Source organism: Ignavibacterium sp., from assembly GCA_032027145.1.
Classification (GTDB): Bacteria; Bacteroidota; Ignavibacteria; order Ignavibacteriales; family Ignavibacteriaceae; genus IGN3.
This window is the reverse complement of record JAVSMP010000001.1, coordinates 1035541-1056602: the sequence shown is the minus strand read 5'-3', so window position 1 is coordinate 1056602 and position 21062 is coordinate 1035541. Positions and strand designations below refer to the sequence as shown.

The following is a 21062-nucleotide window of genomic DNA, read 5'->3' as shown; positions in this document are numbered from 1 at the left end:
TTATTAAATAATGTTCTAATAATAAACTTACTAATATTGTTATAACATTTATTAACAAAACCATTGTGTGAAATTTTATCGCTTAAAGTAATTTTTACTTAGACAATTCAGTTTTATATTTGGAAATCAGAATTGAGTATTATTTCATAACTAAATAACTATCAACAATTAAAAGGATTAAATAACATGCGTAAATTATTTTTGATCTTACTTTTTTCATTTACATCAATAATCTATTTCTCTTGCGATTCTGCTGAAACACCTGCAGATAATTCCGATATTCCCGCTGATCCATCAGGTGTAACAGTACCGGCACCGACAAAAAACAATGTTTTGCCGTCTGCAACATTTACTGCTGCTGGTAACAGAATAAAATTAAACCTTCTCGGCTTGCTTGATCCTACAACACAACAACCAATTGTATTTAACTATAATTCTTCAAGTCCACAAAGCTCTAATCTTTTTATACAAGAAGATGGAGTTGTAAAAGGATTGAAAGTAACAAAAGTTGGATCAGGCAATATTCTTACTGCAGATGTGGTGTTTTTAGTTGATAACTCAGGTAGTATGGATCAGGAAGCTGATTCAGTTGCTGCAAGTATAATTGAATTTGCAAATTTCTTGCAGGCAAGCGGACTTGATGTAAAATTTGCAGTGGTTGGTTTTTCTGTAAGCGGCGATATTAATGGCGGAATTAATTTTACCACTGCTCAAAAACTTAGCACTTACTTAAATCATTCTACTGGTACCTATAGAACCGAAGGTTTTTCAGGACCTGATAGCGCTAACCTTTATAACAGAGCACTTAACTTTGGTTATGCAGGAGATGAAAACGGTGTAATGGCTGCATTTTTTGCAGATTCAGTTTATTCCTGGAGACCAGGAGCTCAGCGTGTCATGGTTTTATTTACCGATGAACCAACTCAGAATATGGATGGAATACATTGGACAAATGCACAAGCTTGCAGTTTACTCAGCGGCAAGGCAACAATTCACACTATTTATAGTGCTGATACAACTTATTCCAGCTGGAATCAATATAACGAAAGACCTTGGGAGGTTTCACTCTGCACCGGCGGTACTATTAAATTCATACCTTACGATGCAACCGGTTTATCATTAAAGGATCTTCCAGTTGCCGGCGCTCTTGCAAACAGCTATCTTGTTGAATATGTTACATCACAAACAGGTAAAGCTCATACTGTTAAAATCACAGTAATTACCTCTACAGCTGATGGTGTTCAGACATTTAATGTAACGTATTAGTGTAACGTATTAGCGTAAGCTGATAAATTTGTTAAAAGCCAGTCACACAGAAGTGATTGGCTTTTTTATTAACCAAAAGTATATCACACCCAAACAAGTCTTAATTGCTAAACAAATCATTCTTTGGTACTTTTGCATTCAAATTCTTAGCAAATGAAAAAAGTTTTTATATTAGGCTCAACCGGTTCAATTGGTGTTAATACTCTTAATGTTATCCGTAATTTTTCTGATAGATTCAGTGTTATCGGATTAACTGTTAACTCAAGGATAGATTTACTTGAACAACAAATAAAAGAGTTTAACCCTGAGTTTGTTGTTGTAACTGATGAATGCAAAGCTAAGGAGTTAAAATCTAATGTCGGTAATATTTGTGAGGTTCTTTCAGGTTATGATCAAATATTAAATACTGCTGCAGAAAGAGATTATGATGTACTGCTTGGCTCCATTGTTGGGTTTTCAGGACTTGCGCCAACGCTGGAAGCTATAAAACGCGGAAAAAGAATTGCGCTGGCTAATAAAGAGACTCTTGTTGTTGCTGGAGAAATTGTTACAAAACTTGTTCTTGAAAATAATGCCGAGATAATTCCAGTTGATTCGGAGCATTCAGCAATCTACCAATGTCTGATTGGAGAAAAACTAAACGAAGTTGAAAAGCTGATTTTAACTGCTTCCGGCGGACCTTTTCTAAATAAAGAAAAAACATTTTTTGAAACAGCCACTTTGGATGAAGCGCTTAACCATCCTAACTGGAAAATGGGAAATAAAATTACTATAGATTCCGCAACAATGATGAATAAAGGACTTGAAGTTATTGAAGCAAGATGGTTATTTGGTTTACCTGTCGAAAAAATTAGTGTCGTTATTCATCCGCAATCAATAATCCATTCTATGGTTCAGTTTGTTGATGGATCAATTAAAGCACAGCTTGGTCTGCCGGATATGAAATTACCGATTCAATATGCGCTTACATTTCCGGAAAGATTAAAAAATGATTTTAAGCGTACGGATCTGCCGGCAATAAATAACTTTACGTTTTTTGAGCCTGATTTTGATAAGTTTGAGTGCTTAAAATTAGCCTATAATGTAATAAGAACTGGTGGAACAACACCTTGTATTTTAAATGCAGCAAATGAAGTTGCTGTCGATAAGTTTTTAAAAGGAATGATCAAATTTTCTCAAATACCTTATTTGATAGAAAAAGCACTGAACTACATTGAAAATCACTCCGAACCTGATATTGAAATAATTTTTGAGTGCGATAGAAAAACAAGAGAGTTTGTTCTGGATGCTGGATGATAGATGCTGGATACGAGATACTTGAAGCTATATTAAATTTTAGATTTATTATGGTAGTAAAATAAATTATAAAGATTTGGAAATCTTGCAATTGGCAAAAGAAATTATGATTGGTATTCATAAAATAACTTTGAATTTGCCAAAGTTTGAATTGTTTGAAGAAGGCAGTCAAATTAGAAGATCAAGTAAATCAACAAAATCAAACATTGTTGAAGGTTTTGGTAAAAGAAATTATTAAAATTAAATCTTAGAAAAGAAGATAAATTGATTTCTACAATCAGTTCAATCTAGTCATTTAGTGATAAATGATTTTAAATCAAGTATCGAGTATCCGGAATCAAGCATCCGGAACCAATTTTAAAAAACGAAATAATAAAAAGACTTAGTTTAAGGAGTTTACAAATAAAATGGATTACATAATTTATTTTGCGATTACAATCGGCATTTTGGTTTTCATTCACGAGTTTGGACATTTTGCTGCTGCAAAGTTATGCGGTATGCGTGCCGATGTATTTGCTATTGGATTCGGAAAAAGATTGTTCGGTTGGAATAGAAAATCCGGATTTTCATTCGGTGAACTGCCAAAAGATTTTGATGGTGAAGGAAATACAGATTACCGATTAAGTTTATTACCGCTCGGAGGATATGTTAAAATAGCAGGAATGGTTGACGAAAGTATGGATACAAGTTTTGTTGAAAAGGAACCACAGCCTTACGAATTCCGCGCAAAACCATTATGGGCAAAAATTTTTGTCATTACTGCTGGCGTTTTTATGAATCTTATGCTTTCCTGGATAATATTCTGGGGAGCAATTTTTTTCCATGGAAAACCAATAACACCTACTACAACAATTGCTTTTGTAGAAGAAGGTAGCCCTGCAGCATTGTCTGGATTCCAATCCGGAGATAAGATATTAAGTATTAACGGAAAACAAATTAACAATTGGGAAGAACTTCGCTCAAATATTTTTATCAATACAATTGGTGAAAATTTAAATGTTAAGTTGGAACGTAACGGCAAGACAGAAAATCTTTTAATTGATAGAAAATTAATTCCCGAAGATGAAAGCATATCTCAATACCTGATTCCACAAGGAGAAAAACCTGGCATTGGTGATGTTCTAAAAGATTCACCAGCAGAAAAATCCGGACTTCAAACCGGTGATATTTTGCTAAGTTTAAACGGAACTCCACTCTACTCAACAAAACAAGCAACTGAATTAATTTCTGCAAATAAAGGGAAAGAAATTCAGCTTGTAGTTAAACGTAAATCCGAAGAGATTAACATCGCGGTTACACCCGGCGAAGATTCAAAAATAGGAGTTGTTCTTTTTACAACACTTATGGGCGAGACAAAAATGCAAACCTACGGAGCATTTGAATCTATTTATTATGGCTGGAAAGATATTGAGAAATTAACAGCACTTACTTTTCAGATGATAGGAAAAGTTTTCTCGGGTAATATTGAAGTTAAAAAAGCTTTTGGCGGACCGATTAAGATTGCACAAATTGCTGCAAAGTCCGCAGATTCGGGTATAGCAAGTTTCTTATATTTTCTTGCACTGCTAAGTCTTAGCCTTGCAATACTTAACATAATGCCGTTCCCTGTTTTAGATGGTGGTCATTTAGTAATGATAATAATTGAAGCTATAATCAAGAGGGAAATACCTATTAAGATCAAAGCGGCAATACAAAATACAGGATTAGTTCTTCTGCTTCTGTTGATGGCTTTCATAATCTATAATGATATAATTTCCTTGTGAAATAATCTTTAAGGAAATTTTTTTAGAGAATTATAATTGTTATTAACCAATATTCAGTAAAGTTTTTGGTCAATTCATTTGGGTTGTATTAAGGATTGCTGAGCTCAACATTTTTATTCCTGACAAATTCTATGAAAATGCAGATTTGGTTAGTTGCACTTTGCATAGTCAAAGTGTGGCGTTAAATTTAATCAGTCTTTCACAGGTACAGACTGACACAAGAAATTTTTTCATTGTTTATATATTTCCCTTCTATCACATTTCTTTACCAATCATAAAAAAGGTTCCTGTTATAAGCTATTCAACCTATAAGTTTCGGCACAGGAACAACCTGATTCTATTTTAATTTTGTTAAGATTATATTTGAAATGGATACTGCAGTAATTAAAACAAAGCTTGGCTTAAAAAAATATCAGACTGAAAATCTATATAAGACAATAAATATTTTGAAAAGAAAAAATCTATATTGGATAACTCAGGTTTCCGGCTGGGGATTATTCACTGTTGTAAATCTTTTGATAATTTCTTCGTTTGAATCAATCACATTCAACAGAATAGTTTTATGGATGACACTGGGAATTATCGGTTTAGCAGCATCTCATTTTTATCGTTATTATATAAAGAAGAATAATTGGTCTGTTTTACCATTAAGAAAAATTGCACCAAGGGTTATCACTGGCAGCTTTATAACCGGTTTAATAATTTATATACCTGTTTTTTTCACTGGTTATTTACTTGGAGTTGAAAAAGATGCTCAACATTTAACAGCTTCCATCGCAGTAAGTATAATTAATTTAACAAGTATAATGCTTGTATGGTCGCTTATTTATTTTGCCATTCACTATTTTGAAAATTCCAAAAAAGCTGAGATTGAAACTCTAATTTTTGAGGCAGCTGTAAAAGATTTTGAGCTTAAGACATTAAAGGCTCAGTTAAATCCTCATTTTATGTTTAATGCAATGAACAGTATTAGAGCCTTGATTGAAGAAGATCCACAAAGAGCAAAAGATGCAATTACAAAACTTTCTAACATTATGAGATATACTCTAAGAATTGAAAGAACCGAAACAGTGCCTCTTTCTGATGAATTAAAAACCATTCGAGATTATCTTGATCTGGAAAAAATCCGATTTGAAGAAAGATTACAATATAATATCAGCTCAACTCCCTCTGCAGACAGGGTTGAAATTCCGCCGATGATGGTTCAGACATTGGTTGAAAACGGAATTAAGCACGGAATTTCAAAATTAACCGGAGGCGGAGAGGTTGATATTACTGCTTCTACTGATGAATCAACATTAATAATTCAAATAAGAAACAACGGGCAGTTTAATGAAACTGCTTTAAAAATTTCTCAGGGTTTTGGCATTAGTAATACTAAACAAAGGCTTTCTCTTTTATATGGAGAAAAAGCATCATTGTCTTTAAGTAATGAAAACAAAAATATAGTTTTAGCAACACTTAAAATTCCATCAGGAGATACAAGATTATGAAAGCATTAATAATTGATGACGAAAGATTAGCAAGAACTGAATTAATCAGATTATTAGAGCCATTTAAAGAAATTGAAGTAATCGGCGAAGCAGTAAACGCAGATGATGCACACAATAAAATATCAGAACTTAACCCCGATGTTATTTTTCTGGATATTCAGATGCCGGGTAAAAATGGATTTGAGCTTCTGGAGGAACTTGATAATGTACCAAAAGTTATTTTCACTACGGCTTATGATGAATATGCCTTAAAGGCTTTTGAGTTTAATGCACTTGATTACCTCTTAAAACCAATCGAACCATCACGGCTTGCAGAATCAATAAAAAAACTTATTGAGGGAAGACGAAAAGAAAAATCACACACTCTTGCTCAGGAAATCCTTACTGCCGATGATCAGGTTTTTGTTAGAGACGGAGATAAATGCTGGTTTGTAAAATTAGAAAAAGTGAGATTGCTTGAATCTGAAGGTAATTATGTAAGGTTATTTTTTGATGACAATAAACCACTTATACTACGCACATTAAATTATCTTGATGAAAGATTAGATAACAAGTCGTTTTTCCGTGCAAGCAGAAAACATATTATAAATCTTAAATGGGTTGAGAGTATCGAGCCATGGCTAAACGGCGGATTATTGGCTAAGCTTAAAGGTGGACATAAAATCGAAGTTTCAAGAAGACAGGCTGTTAAGTTTAAAGAGATGCTGAGTTTGTAGATATAATGGCACGCGGATTTAACTGATGCAACTGATTTAAACGGATTAATACGTTTTGATCAGTTCGATCCGTGTTCCATTTTTAATTAAACATTTCCCAGGCTACACCAAATCTTATGTTTCTTTCAGGCATTGGATAGTAAGGCGTTATATAAAAATCATTATCAAACACATTCTCTAAAGTAAAATACACTATTGCAGTTTTTTGGATCTCACCAACAAGTGTAAAATCAAGCTTATATGATGATGGAACTTCAAGTAAACCATTTTCATAAGTGAAGACTTTATTCTTACCAGTGTAATAAAAAACAAAACCAGTCTTAAGGTTAAGATTATCTTTAAATAAAATGCTTTTATAATATAATCCGGTTTGCGTTTGAAAGTCGGGAACATTTATAGTGTGATTATTGTTTGCAGAGTAAAAAGATAAAGATGATTCAAGAAGAAAAACATTATAATTAAGTTTAATACTTCCGGAAAATCCATTTAAGTTTCCAGAGCTGAAAATATGATTCCACATATACTTTGAATAAGTATATTCATTCAGGAAGTATTTAACTTCGCCTGTAAAAATATCTGAACAATATTTTAACCCCGCTTCAATAAACGAAAACCCTGAAGAAGATGTCTTATCCGGTCTTAAATATGAAGCCCCTATATAAACAGCTAAAGATTTCTTTAAGTTAAACAACACATCTATACCAACACCATTACTTAATTTTTCTATGTTTTCTTGTTGATCAAACCTCGAATAATCTAAACTGTTTTTAGATATTTTATAAAATATAGATGGAATAGCTACGCTGTCAATATTTAAGGAAAAAGCAACTGCGGCGGATAGGTTGTTAAAATTTTGTTTTAGCAGATAACTTAATGGGATTTGTGTAATTGTATCAGTTGCTGAGATTTTACTTTTTTCATAATCAAGATTTATATCAAGATTAAACACACCGTGATTAATTTTATTGTTGATATTAAAACCAAAAGTTTTAGTCTCTGCATATTCTCTATCATTTGTCTTTTTATCATAATCATTATAAAAATAAAAAACACTTGCATCTGTCTTTAGCCAGTTAACCGGAGCTGCTAAAACTCTTAATCTCGGTAAATGGGTTAACACACTTATTTTTCCATCAGGATACAACACAGGTGCAGTACGGAAGTCATACATTATGTTATCTGGATTTTTCCCTAGAGATAAAATACTATCAACATTAACTCCGCCGCTGTAACCGGCTTTGTAATCTGTTATGTTGTATGAAGCTATAATGTTAATATCGTTTAATAAAAGATATTTAAGTTTAAACTTTCCCTGCCATATTGAGAAATCGGTTGCCTTATAAGTTCTGTCAAGTATTCTGTTTGTAACTGAGAATGAGCCAATTAATCTTTTCATTAAATGGACATCAAAGCTGCCATCGAGCATCAGATTGCGGTTTGCGCCCTGATAATATCTTAATCTTGAATAAGGCTGAAGTCTTACAGAATCTTTTGTTATAAAATTTATACTAACCGGATTATTATCTGCACCATATAAAAATCCTCTTGGCAGCGGAATAATTTCAATCGAATCAATATCTTCACTTTGAATCATATTCAAGTTAAACGAATTTGAAAAAGTTTTATTTATTGATATTCCATCCAACAAATAGCTGATAGAACTATTGCCAACTCCATAAAGAAAAGTTTCATTAGGCTGCCCGGTAAATCCCAAATCTTTTATAAAGTTAAAAGGGAATAATCTCAGGTAATCCCCGGTATATTTATAATCATTGTGAGTAATCTGGTTATTACTGATAATAAAATGTTTGTCAGATAATGTTGAAGAGTGTAAAGGAATAATTAAATCCTTCTTGACAGAAGCAAGCAGAGAATCATTTAATAAAACTGAATCCTGAACAGTAAAAACAGTATCATTTATTATTTTAACTTTTGATTCAAGAGAATCAACAACTTGTGCAGCCGGATAAAACTGAATCATCAAAAAAAGGATTGCAATTCTTTTATACATAAAGAAGATAATCTGCTAAAAATTACTAACATCAAAATAAAGAATTAACTTCACCTCAACAAAGCAGTAATTAACACTTAACATGGGGTTCTGTTTCACTCAGTGTTTATTAGGCTTTAACATTACATTAAAATATTTAGTGCGGCTCTTTTCTTTTCAGAAAAAATATATTTATTTTCGCTTTGTAATTTAACTTCATTCATAAATTAAAAGAGAGGGCTATTTATGGCAGTAAAACCAATGACCAAAGGCCAAATTCTTGACCACATGGCAAAGAAGACCGGTGTTACAAAAAAATTAGCTGGTCAGTTTTTAGATGAGCTCGTAGCTTTATCATACAAAGAAGCTAAGAAGGCATTCACAATACCTGGTTTAGGTAAATTAGTTGTTGTTAACCGAAAGAAAAGAATGGGAAGAAATCCTGCTACCGGTGAAACAATGGTTATCCCTGCAAAAAAAGTATTGAAATTCAGAATAGCTAAAGCAGCAAAAGATGCTGTTCTAAAATAAGATTACTTAAATTTGTTTAGAGCGAAGCACAAGCAATTGTTCTTCGCTTTTTTTATTTATGGAGTTACTATGGATAAAATAAATTATGCAATTGAACGATTTCTTGACCCTGATGAATTTATTGAAGTGCTTAAATCAAGCACTCTTGCCGAGCGAAGACCCGTTGATGATGAGCAAAGAATTACAACAATGTGCAACAATGCAAATTTAATTGTTACCGCAAGATTAAACGGGTTATTAATTGGGGTTGCAAGATCAATTACTGATTTTGTTTACTGCACTTACCTTTCTGATCTTGCAGTTAACGTAGAGTATCAGAAAATGGGAATCGGAAAAAAACTTGTTGAAGAAACAAAAAAAGCAACACCGAAGGCAAAACTCATATTACTTTCTGCTCCGTCTGTAATTGATTACTACTCAAAGATCGGAATGAAAAAACATAATTACTGTTACTTTATTGATGACATTAGCGAATTGAAATAATCACAGCTTTTCCCACTAAAACATTTGATCTGTTTGTTGTAAATTTGTGTTACAAAAAACAGCATCAATAAATCTCAGGTTCAGCATTCATCAACGAAACAATTGAGCAATTATTCCAGGATAATAAAATGGTTAGAAATATTTTAATCGCGCTAATTTTCTTTTATTCAACTGTTTCCTCACAGCCAATTTATGATTTGATCCAACCCGTAAATCTATTACAGGAACAAACAACAAAAGTATTGATAAGCGATATTTTTTACTCAGATAGTTATAATATAGAGTTTACTTCCAACAAAAATATTTATGTAGAATATAATGCTTCATTAAATGAAGTCTCATTTACCCCGAAAGATAATTTTTCAGGAATAGAATTGATTTCATTTAAGCATAATGGAGAAACGTATCAGCTGCCTGTAAAACTGATAAAGACTAAAAAATATCTCTTTACATATAAACCCCAATCCGGAGAAAAACAGATCAATCTGTTCGGACAATTCAACAGCTGGGATCGTCAAGGCTTACCAATGAAAGATACAAACGGTGATGGAGTGTTTGAAGTTGAAATACCTCTGGATCCTGGCAGATATGAATATAAATTCTTTATTGATGGAAAAGAAGTTGTTGATCCTGCAAACCCGGTTAAAGTATCAAATGGAATGGGTGATTTTAATTCAGTACGAATAATTGAAGAGCCTGCAATTGATAAAATGTTTCTTCACATCACCGGAGCAGAAAAAAAGGAAGATGAAATTGTCTTAAAATTTTATTTTGAAAACAGCGATAGAAGTAACTTCGTTGATGATGAAAGTCTGGTTGTTCTTTTTGACAATAAATTATTTCCCAAAGAATTGATAAAGCTGAATGGAAGAGAGATCAGTCTAACAGTAAAAGGGAAAATGCTCATAGATAATCATTATATACGGCTTGCTGTTAACAGAATGGGAAAACACAGCAATATACAAACAGTTCAATTGCACAATGGGGTTATTGCCGGAAACTCCGATATTCATACTTTGAATGATAATATAATCTATAATTTAATGATCGATCGTTTTTGTAACGGAGATACATCTAACGATGCTCCAATTAATCACGATTCACTTTTTACCCAAGCTAATTATCAGGGTGGTGACTTGCAGGGATTAATCAACAAACTTGAAGAAGGCTATTTTGAGCAGCTCGGAATAAATGCGTTCTGGCTTTCTCCAATTGTAGATAATACTAATAATGCTTACAGAGAGTTTCCTGCACCGCATCGCTGGTACACTGGTTATCATGGATACTGGCCTGTTTCTTCAACCAAAGTCGAAGAACATTTTGGCGATATGAATCTTGTTAAAAAATTTATTGATCTTGCACATCAAAAAAAATCAAGTGTGTTTTTGGATTATGTTGCTCATCATGTTCACAAAGAGCACTGGATGTGGAAAGATCACCGGGATTGGTTCGGTAATTACAATTTACCTAACGGAAGGTTAAACTTGCGTTTGTGGGATGAATATAGATTAACCACCTGGTTCGAACCTTATATGCCTTCGTTTGATTATGTAAGTTCTTTTGAAGCGCTTGAGTTTATGACAGATAATGCGGTGTGGTGGCTAAAAGTTACCGGCGCTGACGGATTTCGTCACGATGCCGTTAAGCATGTTCCGAATGAATACTGGAGATTATTAACATCAAAACTTAAAAGAGAAATTTCAATCCCTGAGAAAAAAGAAATTTATCAAATTGGTGAAACATTCGGCGGAATTGATCTGATTGCATCTTATGTTAATAACGGACAATTAAACGCACAGTTTAATTTTAATCTTTACGATGCTGCTATTCCTACTTTTTTAGATGATAATGCTTCCTTCAAATTGCTTGATTATCAAATGCAAAAATCATTTCAGGTATTCGGATATAATAATCTGATGGGCAATATAATGGATAGTCATGATAAGATTCGATACATGGCTTATGCTGATGGTGATCTTGCTATAAATGACGGACAGGCAATAGAGATCGGATGGACAAATCCACCGCAGGTTGATAATCCGGAAAGTTATGATAAACTTAAATTACATTTAGCTTACCTGCTGACAATTCCAGGAATTCCAATTATTTATTACGGAGATGAAATCGGAATGACTGGTGCCGCTGATCCTGACAACAGAAGAATGATGAGATTTAATGATGAGCTTAACGAATATGAAAAACAAACTCTCAAAGATGTTAGTAAGCTGATTCACATTAGAAAAGAACATTCTGCTCTGAGATACGGAGATTTTTTAACATTACAGGCTGATGAAAATATCTATGCTTATTTAAGATCGGATATGAATGAAAGAATTTTAGTAATATTAAATAAAAGCATTTACAAACAAGATGTTGAACTGAAATTACCAGCAGTATATAAAATTAATAATGCTAAAGATATTATAAGTGAAAAAATTTATGAGGTAAAAAATAATTTGATTTCAATAAATGTAACTGGAATTAAATCATTAGTCCTGATATTAGAATAATTAAGGAAATAAAATGAATAAAATATTTTTCATATTACTTACAACAATAATTTTTATTTCTTGCAGCGAGCGCAAGGAACCAATAATTCAAAGTGATTTAGAATTAAAGATGAATTCAATTGCAGAAGAATATGTAAAACTTGTTCTTAATATCGGGCAGTATGATTCAGATTTTGTTGATGCTTATTATGGGCCCGAAGAATGGCGTTCTGGTTTAAAAACAAATTTACAATTTGATTCAACAGCGTTTAATGAATTATCCTCAAAAACTGATGCGATATTAAATGAATTAGAATCTCTGGGTGCATATAAAGCTACGGAACTTGAAACATTGAGATTTCGATATCTTTACAAACAGATGCTTGCCTGTAAAACTTATATTAATATGTTAAACGGTGTTGTACTTCCTTTTGATATGGAAACAAAAGCATTATATGATACTGAGGCACCTGTTCATAATGACGGGTATTTCCAGGATGCAATAGCTGAACTCGATAATATATTACCCGGTAAAGGTGATGTTGTAAAACGATTAAATGATTTTAAAATGAAATTTATCATTCCTGCAGATAAACTTAAAAATGTTTTTGATGCTGCAATTAAAGAATGCAGAATAAGAACTTTGAATTATATAAAATTACCTGAACAGGAATCTTTTAAAATAGAATATGTAAAAGACAAGCCCTGGGGAGCATATAATTGGTACAAAGGAAATTATTTCAGTTTGATAGAAGTAAATACCGACCTGCCGGTTTTTATTGACCGCGCGGTTGATCTTGCATCTCACGAAGGTTATCCCGGACATCACGTTTATAATACTTTACTCGAGCAAAAGCTTTCAAACGGAAGAAATTGGGTTGAGTTTAAAGTTTATGTTCTGTTTTCTCCGCAATCACTAATTGCAGAAGGAACAGCTAATTATGGTATCGCAATGGCATTCCCCGGAAATGAAAGGATAAAATTTGAAAAAGAGATTTTGTTTCCGATAGCCGGAATTAATTCTGATGAAGCTGATCTTTATTATAAAGTTCTCGATCTGCAAAAGAATTTTTCTTATGCAGGAAATGAGGCAGCAAGAAATTATCTAAATGAAAAGTGGAACCGTGATCAAACCGTTGAATGGCTGCAGAAAAACTCTTTACGAACAAAAGAGAGTGCTGATAAATATGTTTCGTTTATTGAAACTTACAGAAGTTATGTGATCAACTATAATCTGGGATATGATATTGTAAAAAATTATATTGAAAGTAATGGCGGAACAGTTGATAATCTGAAAAAACGCTGGGAGCTTTTTGAATATTTGTTATCAACACCGCAAACCCCTGGCGGATTAATTAAATAACAGCGATAACACCGTGTAATATCACCTGTATGTTACCGTGTAATAATTAATTATTATAAATCATCCATCATTTTTGTTGGATTAAGATAAATGAATTTATTATGACAAATAAAACAAGTTTTGATGGAGTAACAAAGTTCTTCATCGTTGTAATTGGTTTAGTTGTAATTGGAATAGTATTAAAAGAGTTAAGTCATATTTGCATCCCTCTTTTAATTGCGGTTTTCCTTTTCTTTGTATTTTCACCTTTCAATAACTGGCTAACCAAAAAAAAGATTCCGATGTTCTTAATTATTCTAATTGATCTTGCCATTACTTTTTTTATGCTTTATGGTATAGGAAGAATTGTAGTTGATTCATTCTTTCAATTTGCTGATGGATTGCCATTCTATGGTGATAAGCTAAGCAGTCTTATCAGAAATGCTGCTGTTTCATTAGGAATTACAGATAAATTCTTTACACAGTTTTCATTCGACAATTTAATTAAGTCGTTAAACTTACAAGATATTTTAAGCGAATTGTTTTCATCTACCTTTTCATTGCTCGGAAGCGTGCTTTTTGTGCTTTTCTTTTTTGTATTTGTTCTTTCAGGAAATAAAACCATCTACAATGCAATTGAACGCAGATATGTTTTTAAAAAAGCCTATTCAGGATTTAATGAGATAAAAAAAGATATTAAACAAAATGCTGAGTCAGTTGATGGTTCAGAACCTGCTGATGAGCCGGATAATCGAAAGAAACTGAGCATTCAGCAGCTTGAGGATACTTTTACCAAAATAACTAATCAAATACAGCGATACATAATCGCAAAAGTGGGAGTTAATCTTGCTGCGGGTTTAATTACTACTATTGTTTTGGGCTTGATAGGGGTTGACTTCCCAATCGTTTGGGGATTATTCGTTTTTCTATTTAATTTCATTCCTACAATTGGCTCTGCTGCTGCATTGATATTTCCTGTTTTATTTACTCTTGTACAGTTTGATTCATTTGGTGCTGTTCTTTTGGTGTTATTGGTGCTGATTGGAATTCAAACACTTGCATTTAATGTTGCTGAACCTATGATTATTGGAAAAAGATTAAACTTAAATCCACTTTTGATTTTACTTTCAGTTCTGCTTTGGGGTTATATCTGGGGAATCGTTGGTATGCTGCTTTCTGTTCCGCTTACTGCAATTATTAAAATTATTATATCAAATTCTGATTCACCAAATATGGAATTCTTTGAGCAGTTGATGAGTCAGGAGGAAAAATAAAATAGTTGCCAGTAATTATCTTTAAATAGTTTGCTTTACCAATCAATGCCTGAAAGCCTTTTAAAAAAATTATTTATTCGTTGACAAAAATTTAAAATTATTATTCCCCTTCCTCTTCAATATTTCCGTTCCATAAATATTTTTTTGTTTCCTTTACGATTACTCCGCTTAATAGTAATAATGAAACAAGATTTGGTATTGCCATTAAAGCATTAGTTACATCTGCAAAAGTCCACACTATATTTAAAGACATCACAGAGCCAATCATTACAAAAATCACCCAAAGATATCTGTAAGGTTTTACAACTTTGTTTCCGAAAAGATATTCGGCAGCTTTCTCGCCATAGTAAGACCAGCCAAGTATAGTTGAGAAGACGAAGGTTAACAGTCCTAAAGTTAAAACAATAGGACCAATTATCTGAAAATCACTGAATGCCTGTTTGGTTAATGCTGCTCCTGAAAGTCCTTTCAACCATTCGCCTGAATTTACAATTACTAATCCAGTTACTGCACAGACCGCAACAGTATCCCAGAATGTACCGGTTGAAGAGACCAGCGCCTGTCTAACAGGGTTCTTAGTTTGTGCTGCTGCTGCTACAATAGGTGCACTGCCCAAACCAGATTCGTTTGAAAACAACCCGCGTGCGATTCCAAATCTTATTGCTTCTTTCATTCCTGCACCAACAAATCCACCAACAACAGCATGCCCGCTGAATGCGCTGTTAAATATCAGCATAACTGTATTCGGAATTCCTCCAATGTTCATTGCAAGAATTATCAAACAGCCGAGCAAATAGGTTATCGCCATAAAAGGAACAAGTCTTTCACAAACAGTTGCAATAGATTTTATTCCGCCGATAATAACCACAGCAGTTAAAACAGTTAAAATAATTCCTGTTATCCACATCGGTATATTAAAAGTTTCAAACACTAAAGTTGAAATAGAATTGGACTGCACCATATTACCGATTCCAAAAGCAGTAACTGATGTGAAAGCAGCAAACAAAACAGCAAGCCATTTCATATTCAATCCGCGCTCAAGAACATACATAGGACCGCCAGCCATTGATCCATCCGCCATTTTAACTCTGTATTTAACTGCGAGCAATGCTTCACTGTATTTTGTGGATATTCCAAAGACACCTGTAAGCCACATCCATAAAACAGCACCAGGTCCGCCTGCTGCAATTGCAGTCGATACGCCAACTATATTTCCTGTACCAATTGTTGCTGCAAGTGCCGTGGTTAATGCCCCAAACTGACTAATATCCCCGCTTCCCTCTTTACTTCTGCCCAAAGAAATCTTTATTGCTTTTCCGATAAACCTTTGAATTATCTTCAATCTTATAGTTAAATAAATATGTGTACCGAAAAGAAGAATAATAAGCGGATAACCCCAAAGAATATCACTAATTTGAGTTAGAACATTTTCTAAAGCTCCCATAAAAATTTCCTATATAAAAATAATTGAGAATATAAAGCTGATTTAATAATTAAATTTGTCTTTGCAAAAAGATAATTCTTATGTTGTTATTCTAAAAATATGTCTGCTGATTTTTAAAACAAAGTTGCCAATGCAGTTTTGATAAAATTACCTAAACCGCTTTAATTTATTTGATTAAGTGTTAGTTTTACACATCCGATTATTATTAATTATTTAAGCTAAAGGAAGGTTGTCTTATGAAAAAAACAATTACATTCTCTTTCTTCATTGTTCTTTGTTTTTCTTCTTCACTTAATTTTGCAGAAGATTATTCAGCTACTATGCTAAGCAATACACCCGCATCCAAAGCCGGCAATTGGTATTTTGGCGGTAATGTCGGAGCTAATGTTTGGAACGACTATATTCTTATTAGTGCCGAACCTATGATAGGATATAATTTCAGCTCTAAGTTTTCATCCGGGCTCAAGGCTCATTATTCTTTTATAAAAGAAAATTATAAGAACAGAGAAAATTTTACTTATCATAACTTTGGCGGAAGTTTGTTTATGAGATACAGTCCGGTTCCACTTGGATATTTGCACGCAGAATTTGCATTTACAAACTATGAACACCATACCTACAATCAATTAAGCCAAAAATATGAGTCCGAAAGAGTGTGGGTTCCGTTTGTACTGCTTGGCGCAGGATACAGACAGCCAATTGGTTCAAATGCAACTGCTTATGCTGAGATTTTATTTGATGTCTTACAGGATAAAAATTCTCCATTTAAGAAGTGGGAGCCAATAGTACATGTTGGAGTAGCAGTTGGTTTTTAAACTCAAACTCTAACTGAACAATTTATTTTTGTTTAATTAAGAATTTTTATCCAATAAAACTAAAATGCATTATATTTGGGTTATCATTCTGTTTTTAACTGCTGGAACAATACGAATTATAATCTGTCTTAATAAATGATAGCAGCTTCCGACAACCCGCCTTCCAAGCTTATTTTGTGGATCACCACACTTGCTTCGTTTATGACTGCATTCATGGGTTCTTCTATAAATATTGCCCTGCCGGTTATTGGCGAAGAGTTTAATGCAAATGCTTTACTTCTCAGCTGGCTATCAACTGCATATATTGTAACAACCGCGGCATTGTTACTGCCTGTTGGTAAACTGACAGATATTTACGGCAGAACAAAATTTTTTAAATGGGGTATTATTCTCTTTACATCAGGCTCAATATTAAGTGCAGTTTCTTTTAGCACAATAATGCTTCTTGTATTCAGGGTTATGCAAGGTATTGGATCATCATTTATTTTCAGTTGTTCAACTGCAATTCTTGTTAGTGTTTTTCCATTATCACAACGCGGCAGGGTGCTCGGAATAAATACCTCTGCGGTTTATACCGGACTTTCATCCGGACCGTTTCTTGGCGGTTTGATAACACAAAATGTAAGCTGGCGCGGAATTTTTTATTTAAACGCTTTGCTGGGTGTCTGCCTTATTGTTATCAATGCAATTTATCTTAAACATGAGTGGCAGAAATTTGAAGATAACAAATATGATTACAGGGGCGCAGCTATTTATATTCTCTCAATCATTTTATTAATGATATCTGTTTCATTCTTTCCTAAGCCTGCTGGATATTTTCTGTTAGCAGTTTCCATTTTTTCTTTTGTAGTATTATACACTGTTGAATCAAAAACTGCATATCCTATTTTTAATATACTTCTGTTTCGCAGCAACAAAACATTTACAATGTCTAATACAGCAGCTTTAATAAATTACAGTGCAACTTTTGCAATTAGTTTTTTAATGAGCTTTTATCTTCAAAGTGTTAAGATGTTAAATCCAGAAGATGCCGGAATTATATTAATTACACAGCCGGTAATGCAGGCATTGTTTTCACCAATATCCGGAAAACTATCAGATAAAACCGAACCGGGATATGTTGCATCGGTTGGAATGGGACTGCTGACATTCGGACTAATTATTTTCTGTTTTCTTACAAAAGAAACAAGTTACTTTATTATCGTTGGTAATCTTGCAATGATGGGGTTTGGCTTTGCATTGTTCTCATCACCAAATGTTAATGCAATTATGAGCTCGGTTGAAAGCGAATATTATGGAGTTGCATCATCAACATTAGCATCAATGAGAATGATTGGACAAATGTTTTCGATGGGAATTGTTATAATAATTATATCGGTTTTCATCGGCAGTGAAAAGATAAGTGCTGCAAATCAGGATGCATTTTTAATCAGCTTACGAACAGCTTTTATATTCTTCAGCGTTTTATGTTTTCTGGGTATCTTTGCTTCACTGGCAAGAGGTAAAATACATAAATAGTTTTCACATCAAGCAACAATAAAATCTTAAGGTATAATAAATCCGGTTATCCAATAAACTCATTCAGTGTAAGCTTATCAGAAATAGATAAAGATCCGTCTGAAGACTTAAATTCAAAATCAACTTTGTTTGTTTTTCCATTAAGATATTTTTTCATTCGCTTAAACATCCTGCCGGAAAACAATTTAGAAACATTAAAAACCGCGGTCTTAATTCCATTTAAGCTTGGAAGGTTATTTACAAAATCCATCCATTCGCTGTCCGGCTTACTTATAGAAAACAGTGATCTGCTTTTCCAGCCGCTTAGTAATAGATAATCTACTTCCTCAAGCTTACGAGGTTCAAAATTATTTATTGGTATCAGTTCAGCAGTCAATCCTCGGTGCAAAAGAAACTGGGCAATTGATTCGCCGAATTTATTATTTGCAGAGTTTTTATTGTTAACAATTATTAAAGCCTTTTGCATCATATACCTCTCTGAATTTTTCTAAGTGAAACATAAGAATGTTTTAGTATGTTCTCAATTAACTTATTACAGACGGATTGATTTAATGATTAAAGACAATGGAAAGGGTTACATATTAGATTTTTCTTTTAACAGAATATTTCAGAACCCTGAAAGGAAATTATACTGAAAATAGTTTTGAAGGATTAGCAGAATACATCAAACTTTATTCATTTATTTACGATTAAGAAGAAAAAAATATCAGCAGTAAAAAAAGCAGCCAGGATATTTACCCGGCTGCAATTGAGGATTATAAATTTTTCAGCAGATCATAAGCTTATTAAATATTCTGTTCCATGCAGTTTGTGATAAGTAACGTAAAGGTTTTTACATATCTCAGAAACTCTATGGTTATTATCAAAAACAGCAACTCCCCGCAATTGATAAATCCCGATTGGGTTGCCAAGCTGATATAATGCAAATGCAGCGGCTATTCTTTCATCATCTGTTTTTCCTTCGTTTAATACTTTTAAAAGAGGAATCATTGCCTTATTTGCATCACTGCTTTGAATATATGATTCTTTTATCAGATCATACATTACAAATGCTGAACTGGTGTGAAGACCGATGTTTTCTGATTTTATTCCAATGGTGAGGTTATCAACAATAGCAGATTTTTTTTCATCCGGGAATTCTGTTACTTGTGCTTTAAGAGTAGTTACTACAAGAAGCGCAAACAACAATGCTAAAGATTTTTTCATTGTGTGCTCCTTTTAATTAATGGTTATTCGTTCAATCGAAACTTAATTTTTATTTGTGCAGTCCGCCATCTGTTAGTGAAGAAAGGAAATAATAATTAATGAAAGGAAAATCTTAGTGTTTATTGTAGTTAAACAAACTTCAACCAAAATTTATAACTGCAAAACAAAACAACCGGGATAAATACTCGGCAAATTTTTGATCAAGGTTCAAACTACTAATTCACTTCCACCTTTATTAACAATTTTTCAAAGATCAATTTATCTTTCTTATACTATATAACAGATGCTGCTGCTAAAATCATCTAATTATAAAATCCACCCTATGTTTATTTTTTTGCTAGTAACGGAGAAAACTTTTCTACTGCATTCTTAACTGGTTTAATGCTGCGTAAATATTCATAGATTGCTCCAAGATCCTCTTCAGTCATATTAGCATACATAGTCCAAGGCATTACTGTATTAAAATCACCTTGCTTTACTGCCATATTCTTAGCCAGATCGGAAGCCATTGATTTAAATCGCTGAATAAATACTTCTTTCGTCCAGGAACCAATTCCGGTTTCAACATCAGGAGTAATATTTGCACTGCGAATAATTCCAAATGGAAATTTTACTTCACCACCGCCTGCATATTCCATTCCCTCAACTAATTTACCATCTTCAGATTGTGTATGGCAGTGAATGCAGGCTCCTAAAGTTACAAGATATTTTCCATAAGCTTTCATATCAGATTTATCAGGAGATTTTAACGGTTTATAAACTTCAATTGGTAGGGTTTTTTCGATAAAGTTTAACGGGAAATCAAGCTGCTTATTACCAACTTCATTTTCTATTGGTTTCAGAGTCCGTAAATATGCAACAACTGAATAAAGATCCTCTTCCGACATTGTATGATAATTCTCATACGGCATAATCGGGAATAATGACTTACCATCTTTGTCTAATCCGGAAGTTAATGCACGGATTATTTCGCCATCAGACCATTTTCCTAATGCTGCCGGAGTAATATTTTTTACCGGCACAGTACCGGGTAAACCTGATTCTTCTCCAAAGATTGCACCGCCCATACCCTCAGTTCCGGGCACAACCGGTCCTGAAAATTTTGTGAAGTCTCTGGTTGAATGACAATCTATACAAACTGCCACACTGTTTGCAAGATACTTTCCTCTTTCAATCCTTTCAGGTGTTGCAACAACCTTCACATTGATAACAGGAACATCCTTTGGAAATGTTAGAGTAAAATAAACTGAACCGGAAATTACCAGCACAACAAGCCCCCCAATTACTATCGCCCCTATTTTCATTAACTTTTTCATCTTAGCCTCTTTTATGAATTACGTTAATACAATTAATTAGTTATTTAATAATAGTTTTGTCTTCAGAACAGGAGATTAAATTTTTAAGAATACGAACAGAAAAAACATCTGCCGGCAGAA

The 21062-nt window shown here is 33.3% G+C and carries 18 protein-coding genes; 13 read left to right on the top strand and 5 right to left on the bottom strand.

Going from position 1 to position 21062, the window contains the following annotated elements:
• Positions 1 to 186: 186 nt before the first annotated feature.
• The 6 genes from ROY99_04255 to ROY99_04230 all read left to right on the top strand — a co-directional run bounded on the left by ROY99_04255 (position 187) and on the right by ROY99_04230 (position 6534).
• Positions 187 to 1266 carry a VWA domain-containing protein gene (locus ROY99_04255; GenBank protein ID MDT3695581.1) on the top strand — a complete coding sequence of 360 codons (1080 nt, stop codon included), beginning with the start codon at positions 187 to 189 and terminating at the stop codon, positions 1264 to 1266.
• A gap of 153 nt (positions 1267 to 1419) precedes the next feature.
• The gene (locus ROY99_04250; GenBank protein MDT3695580.1) at positions 1420 to 2562 is read left to right on the top strand and encodes a 1-deoxy-D-xylulose-5-phosphate reductoisomerase; all 1143 of its coding nucleotides are present in this window, start codon (positions 1420 to 1422) and stop codon (positions 2560 to 2562) included.
• Between the two features lie 76 nt (positions 2563 to 2638).
• Positions 2639 to 2800, top strand: a complete 162-nt coding sequence (locus ROY99_04245; GenBank protein MDT3695579.1) for a four helix bundle protein — start codon at positions 2639 to 2641, stop codon at positions 2798 to 2800.
• Between the two features lie 169 nt (positions 2801 to 2969).
• Complete coding sequence (rseP, locus tag ROY99_04240; GenBank protein ID MDT3695578.1) at positions 2970 to 4325, top strand: RIP metalloprotease RseP; 1356 nt, start codon at positions 2970 to 2972, stop codon at positions 4323 to 4325.
• 368 nt (positions 4326 to 4693) lie between these two features.
• Positions 4694 to 5818, top strand: coding sequence for a histidine kinase (locus ROY99_04235; GenBank protein ID MDT3695577.1), 1125 nt, complete (start codon positions 4694 to 4696; stop codon positions 5816 to 5818).
• Complete coding sequence (locus ROY99_04230; protein MDT3695576.1) at positions 5815 to 6534, top strand: response regulator; 720 nt, start codon at positions 5815 to 5817, stop codon at positions 6532 to 6534. The genes ROY99_04235 and ROY99_04230 overlap by 4 nt, the downstream gene beginning before the upstream one ends.
• Before the next feature lie 82 nt (positions 6535 to 6616).
• On the opposite strand, the gene ROY99_04225 is transcribed toward ROY99_04230, so the two are convergent.
• Positions 6617 to 8545 carry a putative porin gene (locus tag ROY99_04225; protein ID MDT3695575.1) on the bottom strand — a complete coding sequence of 643 codons (1929 nt, stop codon included), beginning with the start codon at positions 8543 to 8545 and terminating at the stop codon, positions 6617 to 6619.
• A gap of 225 nt (positions 8546 to 8770) precedes the next feature.
• On the opposite strand from ROY99_04225, the gene ROY99_04220 reads away from it, so the two are divergent.
• The 5 genes from ROY99_04220 to ROY99_04200 all read left to right on the top strand — a co-directional run bounded on the left by ROY99_04220 (position 8771) and on the right by ROY99_04200 (position 14643).
• Positions 8771 to 9055 carry an HU family DNA-binding protein gene (locus ROY99_04220; GenBank protein MDT3695574.1) on the top strand — a complete coding sequence of 95 codons (285 nt, stop codon included), beginning with the start codon at positions 8771 to 8773 and terminating at the stop codon, positions 9053 to 9055.
• 69 nt (positions 9056 to 9124) lie between these two features.
• A complete protein-coding gene (locus ROY99_04215; protein MDT3695573.1) occupies positions 9125 to 9538 on the top strand; it encodes a GNAT family N-acetyltransferase in 414 nt (137 codons plus the stop codon).
• 128 nt (positions 9539 to 9666) lie between these two features.
• Entirely contained in the window at positions 9667 to 12048 is a 2382-nt protein-coding gene (locus tag ROY99_04210; GenBank protein ID MDT3695572.1) for an alpha-amylase family glycosyl hydrolase, read from the top strand.
• A 13-nt stretch (positions 12049 to 12061) separates the two neighbouring features.
• The gene (locus ROY99_04205; GenBank protein MDT3695571.1) at positions 12062 to 13390 is read left to right on the top strand and encodes a hypothetical protein; all 1329 of its coding nucleotides are present in this window, start codon (positions 12062 to 12064) and stop codon (positions 13388 to 13390) included.
• Between the two features lie 101 nt (positions 13391 to 13491).
• Positions 13492 to 14643 carry an AI-2E family transporter gene (locus tag ROY99_04200; protein MDT3695570.1) on the top strand — a complete coding sequence of 384 codons (1152 nt, stop codon included), beginning with the start codon at positions 13492 to 13494 and terminating at the stop codon, positions 14641 to 14643.
• Positions 14644 to 14743: 100 nt separating this feature from the next.
• Here ROY99_04200 and ROY99_04195 read toward each other — a convergent pair whose 3' ends face one another.
• Positions 14744 to 16087 (bottom strand): sodium:alanine symporter family protein, encoded by a 1344-nt coding sequence (locus ROY99_04195; GenBank protein ID MDT3695569.1) that lies wholly within the window; start codon positions 16085 to 16087, stop codon positions 14744 to 14746.
• Between the two features lie 236 nt (positions 16088 to 16323).
• Here ROY99_04195 and ROY99_04190 point away from each other — a divergent pair, with 236 nt between their 5' ends.
• Positions 16324 to 16902, top strand: a complete 579-nt coding sequence (locus ROY99_04190) for a hypothetical protein (protein ID MDT3695568.1) — start codon at positions 16324 to 16326, stop codon at positions 16900 to 16902.
• Between the two features lie 135 nt (positions 16903 to 17037).
• On the top strand, positions 17038 to 18420 hold the full coding sequence (locus ROY99_04185) for an MFS transporter (GenBank protein ID MDT3695567.1): 1383 nt from the start codon (positions 17038 to 17040) through the stop codon (positions 18418 to 18420).
• A gap of 46 nt (positions 18421 to 18466) precedes the next feature.
• Here ROY99_04185 and ROY99_04180 read toward each other — a convergent pair whose 3' ends face one another.
• From ROY99_04180 to ROY99_04170, 3 genes are all read right to left on the bottom strand, one after another.
• Positions 18467 to 18886 (bottom strand): hypothetical protein, encoded by a 420-nt coding sequence (locus tag ROY99_04180; GenBank protein MDT3695566.1) that lies wholly within the window; start codon positions 18884 to 18886, stop codon positions 18467 to 18469.
• 308 nt (positions 18887 to 19194) lie between these two features.
• The gene (locus ROY99_04175) at positions 19195 to 19626 is read right to left on the bottom strand and encodes a hypothetical protein (protein ID MDT3695565.1); all 432 of its coding nucleotides are present in this window, start codon (positions 19624 to 19626) and stop codon (positions 19195 to 19197) included.
• 326 nt (positions 19627 to 19952) lie between these two features.
• Positions 19953 to 20942, bottom strand: a complete 990-nt coding sequence (locus ROY99_04170) for a hypothetical protein (GenBank protein MDT3695564.1) — start codon at positions 20940 to 20942, stop codon at positions 19953 to 19955.
• Positions 20943 to 21062: the final 120 nt, after the last annotated feature.